This window comes from Amycolatopsis sp. lyj-84 (assembly GCF_046549075.1).
In the GTDB taxonomy this organism is placed as follows: domain Bacteria; phylum Actinomycetota; class Actinomycetes; order Mycobacteriales; family Pseudonocardiaceae; genus Amycolatopsis.
Map to the genome: position 1 here is coordinate 610433 of NZ_JAJPWO010000001.1, position 12033 is coordinate 622465.

At 70.0% G+C, this 12033-nt stretch carries 10 protein-coding genes; 8 read left to right on the plus strand and 2 right to left on the minus strand.

What is annotated here, in order from left to right:
* Positions 1–346 precede the first annotated feature (346 nt).
* Positions 347–1225 (plus strand): DUF2268 domain-containing protein, encoded by an 879-nt coding sequence (locus tag ACLJRM_RS03160; RefSeq protein WP_410662196.1) that lies wholly within the window; start codon positions 347–349, stop codon positions 1223–1225.
* On the opposite strand, the gene ACLJRM_RS03165 is transcribed toward ACLJRM_RS03160, so the two are convergent.
* Positions 1222–2799: a choice-of-anchor A family protein gene (locus ACLJRM_RS03165; protein WP_410662197.1), complete on the minus strand. Its 1578-nt coding sequence runs from the start codon at positions 2797–2799 to the stop codon at positions 1222–1224. The genes ACLJRM_RS03160 and ACLJRM_RS03165 overlap by 4 nt on opposite strands.
* A gap of 202 nt (positions 2800–3001) precedes the next feature.
* Positions 3002–3901, minus strand: coding sequence for a helix-turn-helix transcriptional regulator (locus ACLJRM_RS03170; protein WP_101608241.1), 900 nt, complete (start codon positions 3899–3901; stop codon positions 3002–3004).
* A gap of 190 nt (positions 3902–4091) precedes the next feature.
* Between ACLJRM_RS03170 and ACLJRM_RS03175 the strand changes: the two genes are divergently transcribed.
* From ACLJRM_RS03175 to ACLJRM_RS03205, 7 genes are all read left to right on the plus strand, one after another.
* Positions 4092–6221, plus strand: a complete 2130-nt coding sequence (locus ACLJRM_RS03175) for a metallophosphoesterase (RefSeq protein WP_410662198.1) — start codon at positions 4092–4094, stop codon at positions 6219–6221.
* 16 nt (positions 6222–6237) lie between these two features.
* Positions 6238–7452 (plus strand): MFS transporter, encoded by a 1215-nt coding sequence (locus ACLJRM_RS03180; protein ID WP_101608243.1) that lies wholly within the window; start codon positions 6238–6240, stop codon positions 7450–7452.
* On the plus strand, positions 7449–8348 hold the full coding sequence (locus ACLJRM_RS03185; protein ID WP_410662199.1) for a TolB family protein: 900 nt from the start codon (positions 7449–7451) through the stop codon (positions 8346–8348). Before ACLJRM_RS03180 ends, ACLJRM_RS03185 begins: the two co-directional genes overlap by 4 nt.
* 25 nt (positions 8349–8373) lie before the next feature.
* Positions 8374–9477 (plus strand): sensor histidine kinase, encoded by a 1104-nt coding sequence (locus ACLJRM_RS03190; protein ID WP_101608245.1) that lies wholly within the window; start codon positions 8374–8376, stop codon positions 9475–9477.
* Positions 9470–10540, plus strand: a complete 1071-nt coding sequence (locus tag ACLJRM_RS03195; protein ID WP_410662200.1) for a histidine kinase — start codon at positions 9470–9472, stop codon at positions 10538–10540. Before ACLJRM_RS03190 ends, ACLJRM_RS03195 begins: the two co-directional genes overlap by 8 nt.
* The gene (locus tag ACLJRM_RS03200) at positions 10519–11175 is read left to right on the plus strand and encodes a response regulator (RefSeq protein ID WP_410598659.1); all 657 of its coding nucleotides are present in this window, start codon (positions 10519–10521) and stop codon (positions 11173–11175) included. Before ACLJRM_RS03195 ends, ACLJRM_RS03200 begins: the two co-directional genes overlap by 22 nt.
* Before the next feature lie 232 nt (positions 11176–11407).
* Positions 11408–12031: a hypothetical protein gene (locus ACLJRM_RS03205; protein ID WP_101608248.1), complete on the plus strand. Its 624-nt coding sequence runs from the start codon at positions 11408–11410 to the stop codon at positions 12029–12031.
* Positions 12032–12033: the final 2 nt, after the last annotated feature.

Here is a 12033-nt window from a genome sequence, read left to right on the forward strand (position 1 = left end):
TGAGTGGTGAGGACGGTTCTGGTGGACCCGTATTTGCCTGCCCACTGGCTCCTGATGTCATCTCGGTGAGCTTGCGCTGGAGTGTCCGGGCTTGATCAACGGAGGTTTGGGGACATTGAGTGTCCCCGATCTTCCGTCGATCAAGCTCCGAGACCGGAACACTCCTCGACGATGAAGGATTTGGGACACTCAACGTCCCGATTCCTTCACGCTCGACCGTGCCGCCGCCGCCACGTCACCTTCGCCCTGGTCACGTGTGGGTAGGCAAACACCGGTCCGCCCTAACCGCCCTTACCACTCACGAGGACTTGAGTCTCCACCCACTGGAGCCTTTAGCGTCTCTTCCATGACGATCAAGGTTCTCGACACCTACCCGGCGATGCGCGGGATCCTGCGCGCGCCGCGGGCGGACCGCGCCGCGCTGCTCAAGGCGATGGTCGAACCCGCCGCCGGGATGTACCGCTACTTCCCCGGCGACGTCGACCTCGTCGCGATGCACGCGATGAGCTCCGGCTTCCCGCTCGACCGTGACGAAGAGCGCTGCCTGGAGGCCCTCGAAGCGCTGCACGAGGCCGACGCCTGGAACCGGATCCGGCGGGCGCTCGACGACGCCGTCACCGCGCAGGTCGCGGCGACGCCGGGGCTCGCGGTACCGGACATCACCGTCCTCACCGTTCTGGGTGACCCTGGCGACGCGCACTTCATGGGGCCGAACCTGGGGATGTCGGCGAACGGCAGTATGTCCGGCTACATCTACCTCAACTTCTGGCCGTATCCGGAGAACCTGGCGCGGCTGGAGGCCACGGCGGTCCACGAGCTCAACCACAACCTCCGCTACAGCCCCGGCGGGGTGATCTGGGATCCGACGACGGTCACCGTCGGCGAGCAGATCGTGTCCGAGGGGCTGGCCGACGCGTTCGCCCGCCAGTTGTACGGCGACGAACTCGGCTACGCCCGCATCGGCGTGCCGCATCTGCACGACGACGCGGTGTTCGCGAAGGTCGTCTCCGGGCTGGAGATCACCGGTATGCAGAACTTCGTGGCCTGGGTGCACGGTGACGAGAGCGCCGTCCGCTACGGCGGCACGCCTGTCGGACTGCCGACCGGTGCCGGATACGCGGTCGGCAACCGTCTCGTCGACGCCTACTTAGCGGCGACGGGCCGCACCGCCGCGGAGGCCCTGCTGGCGGACCGCCGCGACATCATCGACACCGCGCTCGCCTAGGACTCGCGGCGCCTCGACCGGAGGGTGATCGCCACCAGCGCGCCACCGAGCAGCAGCAGGAACAGGCCGGGAACCAGCAGGCCGCGGATCTCGCTGCCGGTCGAGGCCAGCGGGCCGCTGTCGGACGGCCCGCCGCCCGGCGTGGTCGCTCCCGGCTGCCCGGGTGTGGTGCTCGCCGTGACGCCGGGTCCCGGCGTGGTGCTCGACGTACTGCTGCTGGTGGTCGGCGAAGTGCTGCTGGACGAGCTCGACGACGGCGTGCTGCTGGAACTCGTCGGGCTCGACGACGTGATGCTGCTGCTCGAACTGGTCGGGCTCGACGAGGTCGTGCTGCTGCTGGACGTGGTGCTGGAACTCGTCGGGCTCGAAGAGGTAGTCGAAGACGAGGTGGTCGAGGACGAAGTCGTCGAAGACGAAGTGCTCGACGATGAGGTAGTCGAAGACGAGGACGTGGTGGTCGACGACGAGGTCGTCGTAGAACTGCTGCTCGTCGGCGAACTGCTGGTCGTGGTCGGGCTCGTCGAGGTCGAAGACGATGACGACGTGGAGGTCGAACTGCTCGGCGTCGTGGTCGGTGTGGTGCCGCAGTCGGGCAGATCGCCGTTGAACGGGTAGGCGTGGAACTCCTGCCCGCCACCGCCGGTGGCCTCGGAGGAGTGCACCAGCGTGCCGGTGGTGAAGAAACGGCCGTTCATCCCGGACGCGGTGACCGTCGCGGTGCTTCCCGGATCGCCGATCAGCACGCTTCCCTGGAACTGGGCGCCACCGGCGATCTTCACCTTGGTGGCGTCCGGGAAGTTCCACAGCAGGCGTTCCCGCAGCTTGTTGATCGGGTCGGTGTCGCCGGGATCGCCGGTGAAGGTGTTGATCGTCCTGGCCGCCCCCACCATGTTGACCAGAATCGTCGCCCCGGCCGGGATGCCTTCGAACTCGATGCCCTGCATACCGCCGTTGGCCGCGGTCACGTCGAAGTCCACGGTGAACACCTGCAACGCGGATTTCCCGTCCCCGGTGAACAGGGTGCGGTATCCCTCGTTGCGCGCCGTGCCCGTGGCAGGCCGCGGCGTGGTGCCTTCACGTGCGTAGCACTGGCTCGCCACCCGAAGATCCTCGCGCAGGCCGACATAGGGCTTCGCCGCGTCGGCATCCTTGGTGAGCGTTCCGTCCACCGTCCCGGTGACGGTCCCCGCGTGCCGGACGACACCGTCGTCGGCGACCAGCCGTTGCGGCGAGGCGACACTCACGTTCCCGCCGGTGGTCAGGAAGTCCGCGCCGTCGGAGGGCGGGACCCGCGAGCCGACGCCGGCGATGCCGACGTTGTAGATGGCGGACACGCCCTCTCGTTTCGCCATGTCGAAATTGCCGAGGACGACGACTCGGCCTTCGGCTTCCGCCGCCGCTTCGCGTACCTGGAATTCACCGCCGACGAAGACATTGATGCCGTTGTCCCGGCCCGCGTAGTCCTCGTTGTTCACCGGCGGGTACTTGCCGGGGCAGGCTGCACCGACGCACGGTCCCAGACCGCCCGGTAACGGGGCGGCGACCGCGCCGTCGGCGACCACGAGGGCCGCCACGCACACCGCCGCGGCGGCACCGGCAGAAATAGAGGCGAACCGCCTTGCACGCATGGGGTGATTCTTGTGCCCATCGACCGGATGAACACAATCGAAATCCGGAAATACCCCCGACCGGGCGAGGTGGGTAACCCGACCCATTCGTGTTATCCGGACAACTAAATTGCTGGTGAAACGCCGAATCCGGCGGTGGACGACGTGGTCAGGTCCAGCTCCACCGGATTCCGTACTGGCCAGGGAGCGGATCGAGCGTGATGAACTGGAAAGTGCCGGTTTCCCGGTCGAAGGACGCCTCACCGCGTTCTTCCGGCGGAGAAGCGGTGCGCGGCTGGAAGAACGCGGTGCAGTGCCGGGGCAGGCACGCCGGATCGAAGGAGATCTGCAGGACCATGTCCCTGGCGGGCCGGTAGATGGCCATCTGGGCGTGCTCTCCGTTCTGTCCCGGCGGGAACCGGACGCCGAACTCCACGACGGCCAGCTCCCCCGCGGCCAGTGTCCGGTCCAGCGCGAATTCGAACGCGCAGGTGGACGACGGCACGTCCGCGCGGAACCGCGCCGGACTGCAGCCCTCGGTGAACAGCACCACCGGCTCCCTGGTGAGACTGGAACACCGGATCACGAAGAGAAAGCGGGACGTCCCGTCGTGATCGGCGCGGACCAGCCGCCGCACCCGCATCGACTCCTCGTGCCCGGATTCGTCGACACGGAACGACACGTACTGCGAGAGCCGGTGCGGGGTATCGAGTTCCTCCGGCGTCGCGTCCACTTTGGCCAGTGCGCGCGCGATCGTCTCGGGACGGCGCCACACCTGGTCGTAAGCCACCATGCGATGGTTCGACCTGCCGCGCGGTCTTCGCGGTCCCAACAGTCCGGTGAGCGTTTCCGGCCGCTGACCGAGAATGGTTTCCAGCGCGGTGACGGCGGCGAGCGAACTCGCCCGTTCGGGCCGGTTCTCCCCGTTCTGCCAGTAACTGAGCGCGCTGATGCTGACCGGCGTCTCCCTGGCTCGCAGACGACGGCTGATCTCGTTGAGACTCAGCCCGCTGCGCTCGATGGCGGTGCGCAGCGCTGGTCCGAATTCCGCCGGAACGGTGCTCGTCATGAAAGCGCAGAGTACCGCCCGGAACGCCCGACTTTCGTCGGGTGAACCGGGCCCCGTTCAGAGTTGTCCAGCGTCTCGCACGGCTTTTCGTTGACGGGGAACCGACCGTGATTAGGGTCGGAAGAATCCCGGATTTCCCTGCCCCGTTCCCGAATTTCTCATCCCCCTGCCTAGCCGGAAGAGGATTCTCATGCGCTCAGCGACACGACAGCGACGATGGCACCGCCGGACGCTCGCCATCGCGACCTCCGCACTGGCGGCCGGCGCCTTCCTGGTCGCCGCACAGTCTTCGGCGGGCGGAGCCGCGCCCGCCGTACCCGAAGTGGCCGATCAGGTTCCGCAACTGACCGAGGCGGGCGTCACCGGCGGCCCCGCGTCGGTGACCGGTGGCGCGTCTTCGCAAGCCTCCTCCGCTCGCTCCGTCTGCGCTCCCGGCGCGCAGTGGCTCCGCGTCCGGTTCACCGAGCTTGCGTTACGCGGCCACGACTCCGTGACACTCACCGGCAGCGGCTCCGGCTCGTTCACGCTCACCGCGCGGAACTGGCCGGGCAAGGCGTTCCACACCCGTGCCTTCGAGGGCGACTGCGTGCGGGTCTCGGCGGCGCTGGCCGACCCCGCCAGCCGGTTCGCCATCGACTCCTACCAGGCGGGTGACCGGGCGCTCGCCGCGGCGACCTCGACCGTCGCCGCCGTCGGCGACGTGTGCGGCGCCTCGTGCAACCAGACGGCGCCGCTGGTGAAGAACATGAACCCGCAGGCGCTGATCCTGGCCGGGGACAACGCCTACAGCTCGGGCACGCTGTCCGAGTACAACAGCAACTACCACCCCTACTACGGACAGTTCAGATCCATCACCTACCCGACACCGGGCAACCACGAGTACAACACCTCCGGCGCGGCAGGCTACTTCGACTACTTCGGCAAGCAGGCGGGCGAACGCGGTACGGGTTATTACAGCTTCGACGTCGGTGACTGGCATTTCGTCGCGCTCAACTCCAACATCACCCGCACGGCGGGTTCGGCGCAGGTGACCTGGCTGAAGAACGACCTCGCGGCGAGCACCAAACCGTGCACGGCGGCGTTCTTCCACCATCCGCGGTTCAGCCGCGGCACCCACGGTGACGACACGTCGGTGACACCGTTCTTCCAGACGCTCTACGACGCGAAGGCGGATCTGGTCGTCGTCGGCCACGACCACAACTACCAGCGGTTCGCGCAGTCGCGGCCCGACGGGAAACGTGACGACGTCAACGGCGTCCGCCAGCTGCTCATCGGCACCGGCGGCCGGGGTTACTACTCCTTCGACCAGTCGTCGGCCGCCGAGCAGGAAGTGGGTAACACCAACACCTTCGGCGTGAGCAAACTGACGCTGACCGCGACCGGCTACCGCAGCGACTTCGTGCCGGTGTCGGGCCGCACCTTCACCGATTCCACGACCGGCAAATGCAAGAAGGCCGCCTCCTCCCCCGCCTTCTCCGTCGGCACCAGCCCCTCGTCGGTGTCGGTGAAACCGGGCGGGACCGCGTCGGTGTCGGTGACCGTCGCCAGCACCGGCGGCTTCACCTCCGCGACCGCGCTTTCGGTGTCGGGCCTGCCCTCGGGGGTGACCGGGACGATCTCGCCGTCGTCGGTCACCCCTCCGGCCAACGGCACCGCGACCGCGACGCTGACCTTGACCGCCTCGGCCGGGGCGACCGGTTCGGCAACCGCCACGCTCACCGGATCCTCAGGTTCGGTCAGCCAGACCGCGACCGTGGCGGTCAGTGTGGGCTCCGGTGGTGGTGAAGCGTTCTCCGACGACTTCGAGACCGACAAGGGCTGGCGGGTCGACGCGGCCGGTTCGGACACCGCCACCTCGGGCAAATGGGAACGCGGTGATCCCGAGGAGACCACCTCGACCTACAGCGACCAGGTCAAGCAACGCGGTGACACGACCAGTGGCGCGAACTGCCTGGTCACCGGTCGGCTGGCCGGATCGGAGTACGGGGCCAACGACCTCGACGGCGGCGCCTCGTCGATGACCTCGCCGTCGTTCACCGTGCCCTCGGGCGGGAAGCTGACCTTCTCCTACACCTTCGCGCACGGCGACAACGCGACGTCGGCCGACTACCTGCGGATCCGCGTCCTCGACGGCACCACACCGACGACGGTCTTCGAGAAACTCGGCTCCGCGACCGAGGTCGCCGGAGCCTGGCAGACCGCCGCCGCCGACCTGTCGTCGTTCGCCGGACGGAGTGTCCGCCTGCTGGTCGAAGCCGCGGACGCGAGCACGGCGTCGCTGTGGGAATCAGCGGTCGACGACCTCCGCGTCACCGCGTAGCGCGGGAAGGCCGGACATGTACGTCTCCAGCGTCCGCTCCACCGGTCCAGCCCTGCCCGGCGGCCGTGCGAAGCACGCCGTGCCCGCCACCGTGGTCGGTCTGGGCGTGGTCAGCCTGATCACGGACATGTCCGCCGAGATGGTCACCGCCGTGCTCCCCCTCTATCTCGTCTACGGGCTCGGCGTCGGCTACCTGCAACTGGGCGCGATCGACGGGCTCTACACGGGCGCGACGGCGTTGTTACGGCTGGCGGGCGGCTACTTCGCCGACCGCCTCGGCCGCCCGAAGGCCGTCGCCCTGGTGGGCTACGGCCTCTCGGCGGCGACCAAACTCGCGTTCCCTGCCGCGGGGTCCTCGCTCGGCGCGATCGGCCTGGTGATCGGTGCCGATCGCGCCGGCAAGGGCATCCGCACCGCGCCGCGGGACGCGATGATCACCCTCGCCACCCCCGACGGCGGGCTGGGCCGCGCGTTCGGCGTCCACCGCGCGATGGACACCGCGGGCGCGCTGCTCGGGCCGATCATCGCGTTCGGCCTGCTGACCGTCCTCGTCGGCGACTACCCGGCGGTGTTCGGGGTGAGCTTCTGCCTCGCCGTGATCGCGGTGATCGTGCTGGCGGTGTTCGTCCGTGCGCCCGCCGGGGCGGTCGAGCGGTCGCGGGTACGGCTGCGGGCGGGTTTCGCCCTTCTGCGGCAGCCCGGCCTGCGCGGAACGTGCCTGGCCGCCGCCGCGCTCGGTGTCTGCACGGTCGGCGACATGTTCCTCTTCGTCGGCGTGCAGCAGTCCGCCGGGCTGCCGCCGGGGGCGCTTCCCTTGCTGCCGCTGGCGACGGCGCTGGCGTTCATGGCGCTGGCGTCGCCGATCGGGCGGCTCGCCGACCGGGTCGGCCGGTGGAAGGTGTTCCTCGCGGGTCACGTCGTGCTGCTCGCCGCGTACGTCGTCTTGGCGGCTTCGGCCGTCGGATGGGCCGTCGCGGCCGTCGTCCTGGCGGCACACGGCGTGTTCTACGCGTGCACGGACGGCGTCCTCATGGCGCACGCGTCGCCGCTGGTGCCGGAGTCGTTGCGCGCCACCGGCCTGGCCTTCGTCCAAACGGGACAGTCGCTGGCCAGGGCGGCGGGCGCGGTGGTGTTCGGCGCGCTCGCGGCCGGGACGGCGTTGCGGCCCGCGTTCGCACTCTTCGCCGTCGTGCTGCTGGTGTCGGTGCTGGCCGGAACGAGGGTGAAATGAGACGGACCTGGGCAGGAATCGCCGCGGTCGTGATCACGGTGGCGGCAGGGGCGGTCTTCGTCGGCTCTCGCACCGGCGGCGCGGTGGCGGAACAGCCACTCGACCTGGCCCGCGGCGGATTGCTGTCCGTGGACGAGTCGGGCCGGGTCCGGCAGGACGACCGTGTCGGGCCGTCCTGTCAGCGCGTGGACGTCGCGGCGGGGACGCTGGCGTGTCTGCGCGCGACGGCGGTGCCCGACCAGGCCGAGCTGGTCGTCACGAAACCGGGCGCCGGACCGCGGACGATCTCCGAATGGGGAACGCCGTCGCGGGTCCGGGTCTCGCCCTCCGGACGGCTGGTGGGCTGGACGGTGTTCCGTTCCGGTGATTCCTATCTGGGCGGAGCTGGCACGTTCTCCACCACCGCCGGGATCTTCGATCTGGACACCGGAAGCCACTACGGCTCCCTTGAGGACTTCGCGCTCACGGTGGACGGAAAGCCGTACCCGGCGGAGGATCTGAACTACTGGGGAGTGACCTTCGCCCGGGACGACCGGACGTTCTACGCCACCGTCAGATCGGCGGGCGGCACCTGGCTGGTGCGGGGTGACCTCCGCGGCCGCACGCTGACCGCGCTGCGGCGCAACGTCGAATGCCCGTCGCTCTCGCCGGACGGCACGCGCGTCGCCTACAAGTTCCTTGAAGGCGATCGCTGGCGGCTGCACGTGCTTTCCCTGGCCGACGGCCGTGACGTCCCGCTCGCCGACCCCGCGCATCTCGACGACCAGCCACAGTGGCTGGACGATCGGACCGTCGCCTACGGCCGCGACAAGGCGATCCACGCGGTGCCCGCCGACGGGACCGGCGCGCCCGTCGTCGTCCGGCCCGCCGCCTCCTCCCCCGCGGTGGTGCGGTGACCCTTTGCCTGCTTGACTGCTGCCCGTGCCGTCAGATCGTGAGACCTCCGTAGAAGCGGAGTTCTTGACGGTGGTCGGCCGGTTCGCCGGCCCGGCACGGGGCGCCGGGCTGCTGGTGATCAGCGTTTTCGGGGTGCTCGCGACACCGACGGGCGCGCTCCCGCTCGGCTTCGGCCTGCTCGCGCTCGCACTGGTCACCGCCGTGGCCGAGCATCTGGCTGGCAAGACGGGCCGGGGCAGGCCGGTGGCGTTCGCGCTGACCTTGGTGCGCGCGGCGGCGATCTGCGGAACCCAGTTCCTGACCGCGCCCGAGGCGGGCGAGCTGAACCAGTGGGCGCTCAACGTCCTCACCGTCACCGCGATCACCCTGCAATGGGAATGGCCGCCGAAGATCACCGTGCCCGCCGTCGCCTGCCTGCTCGCGATAGAGGTGGTGCCGCTCGGCTTCGAGGACGGTCTCTCGGTGGTGCTGCGAGTGCTGCTCGAAGCCACACTCGCGCGGGGCGCCTTCCTCCTGCTGTCCCGCACGACGCGCCGGATCGACCGTCTCCGCGCTCGCAGGGCCCGGCTGGCGCGCGAGGAATCCCTTGCCGTGGAACGACGACGTCAGGAACGGGAGTATCTGGCCGTCCTGCACGACACGGCGGCGGCCACTTTTCTCACCGTGGCCCAGCGCGGGGAGACCGCGGGACCGGCCGAGGTCGCCGAGTACGCCCGCCGGGATCTCGCGATCCTCACCGGCGAATCCGGTCGCGGCGGCGAGGTCGACCTCGAGACCTCGTTGCGCGGCGTGCTCGCGCACAGCCCGGTGAAGGTCGAGTCGCACTGGGCGCCGGTCCCGCCGATACCCGCGGCGGCCGCGCTCGCGCTGGTCCGGGCCGTGCGGGAGGCGCTGGTGAACGTCGAGAGGCACGCGGGCGTCGGCGAGGCCCGGCTGACGGTCGACGCCGGTGTGCGCGTGACGGTCCGGGACGAGGGCCGCGGTTTCGATCCGTCGCGGACCCCGGCGCACCGGCGAGGTGTCCGGGGATCGCTCGTCGAGCGCATGGCCGCGGCGGGCGGCCGGGCCGACGTGACTTCCGCGCCCGGGGCCGGAACCACGGTGGAATTGGTGTGGCCCGATGGGTGAGACGGCGGACAGGGTCCTCGGCGGCTGCCGGATCGCGCTGCTGATCGTGACCGCGGTGATCCAGGTCGGCCTCAGCCTGCCCTTGGTGAGCGGCACCGCGAGCGGATCCGCCTTCGCGGCGCTGGGGGCGGTGCTGGTGGTCGCGGCGTTCTGGGTACTGCGCGGCCGGGCGGTCCCCTGGCCCGCGGCGATGCCGATGGCCGTGGTGGTGCTGGCGGCTTCGGCGATCGCGACCTGGGCGGTGCCGTCCGGCGAACTGTTCGGCGAGCGGCACTGGGTCTTCGGCCTGGCCGGCTGGCATCTGCTGGTCCTGCTGCTGGACCGTCCGGTGGCCGCCGTCGTCGCCCTCGGCGCGCAACTCGCGCTCACCCTCGCCCGGCTCGTGGCGTCCGCGCCCACCGACCGGTTCGAGATCGGCGGTGTCGTGATCGTCGGGCTCAGCGTGATCACCTTCCAGGTCGCGACGCTGGCACTGGTCCGGGTCGTCAACCGGCGGGCGGGCGAAGCCACGGAGGCCTTGCTCGAACGGGACCGGCTGGCCCACCGCAAGGCGCTCGCCGAGCAGCAGGAAGCCGACCAGAAGAGCCGGTTCGCCGGTCAGCTCGGCGCCACGCTGCCGCTACTGGCCGGACTGGCCGACCGCACTTTGGACCCGCGTGACGAAGTGGTCCGGCAACGGTGCGCGCTCGCCGCCACACAGCTGCGGCGGCTGTTCGCGGAGAACGACGACGTGCCCGACCCGCTGATGCACGAGGTGTCGGCGTGCGTCGATCTCGCCGAGCGGCGGGGCCTGACGGTGACGGTGGCGGTCAGCGGCGAACCGGCGCCCGTGCCGACGGCGGTCCGGCGCGAACTGACCGGCCCGCTGATGACCGCGCTCGTCGCCGCCCGGTCGCAGGCGCGCGTCAGCGTGCTCCGCACCGGCGACGAAATCCGGGTCGCGGCGATCACGGACGGTGAACCGGACGCGCGGCCGAACGGATCGGGCGCCGTCGACGTCGAATGGCACGCACTGGGAGAACGATCGTGGATGGAGGCGAAATGGCGTTCGCGACCGAACTGACCGCGGTGGTCGTCGACGATCATCCGGCCGTGCGGGCCGGGGTCGTGCACTGGCTGTCCTCGGGCACCCCGCCGGTCACCGTCGTGGCCGAGGGCGAGGACGTGCGGGCCGCCTGGATCGGCGAAGGCGCGCAGGCCGACGTCGTCATCCTCGACCTGCACCTGAACAGCACCACCCCGGCGATGGGCGATCTGCGCCGGCTCACCGAGGCGGGCCGGCGCGTCGTCGTCTATTCGATGCGGGCGGACGACGAGACCGTCCTGCAGTGCCTCGAACTCGGCGCGCTCAGCTACCTCACCAAGGCCGAGGGCGCCGAACATCTCCTCGAAGCCGTGCGCGCGGCGGCCGCCGACCGGTCGTACACGCCGCCGTCGCTGGCGGGCGCGCTCGCCGGGGACCGCTCGGAGCGGCGTCCCGCCCTCTCGGCGCGGGAAACGGAAGTGCTCATCGAGTGGTTCCAGTCCGAGTCGAAGGACTTCGTCGCGCACCGGCTGGGGATCTCGCCGAACACGGTCAATTCGCATCTCGAGCGGATCCGGGTCAAGTACGCCCAGATCGGCAGGGACGCCCCGACCAAGGCCGCGCTCGTCGCGCGGGCGATCCAGGACGGGCTGATCGGCGTGAGCGATTTGTGATCGCTTGTGGTGTGAACGGGCCACACCGGCGGACCTCCTCGACGATTACGGTGCGTGGCGGGTGCAAGGACAGCCCGGTCAGCTGGACGAAGTGACCACCGCTGGGCTGATCAGCGCAACCGATTCGTGATCGTTTGTGGTGCTAACGGCCCACACCGCACTGCTCCCGTGTCGATTACGGTGCGTGGCGAGCACGCCTGAGCCGAATTCGGCGAGAAGTCCGAGGAGATCCATGAAGTCCCACCGCATCGCCCTGTTCGCCACCGGCTGCGCCGCCGTGCTGCTGCTTTCCGCGTGCGGCGGCAAAGAGGAACCGGGCAACGCGAGCCCCGCACCTTCGCCCGCTCCGACGTCGGCTCCCGCGTCCTCGCCCGCGACCAGCGGCACCGTCCCGGTCTCGAACGCGGACGCCACCGCGCCCGGCAGCGAACTCAAGGTCGGCGACCGCGCCGTCGTCCCGTTCAAGTACGGCACCGACAAGACCGGCACCGTCGCGATCACCGTCAAGTCGATCGAATTGGGCGCGAAGGAAGACCTCGCCGCCTACGGCGAGAAGGCCAAGGGCATGACGCCGGTGTACATCCGGATGTCGGTGGAGAACGTCGGCGGCACGGACCTCACCTACAGCACGGTGCGGCTGCGCGCGGTGGGCCCGAACAACAAGAGCACCGGCGTGATCATCACCGGCGAGACCCCGCAGTGCCAGTCCGAAACGGCGAAGAAGGACTTCAAGGCGGCCGGCGCGACCTACGAAACCTGTGAACTCCAGGCCATCCGCGACGGCGGCGAGGTCGGCGGCGCGACCTACACCGACAGCGACGGCTACAAGGACAAGCCGGTCATCTGGAAGAAGTAGGG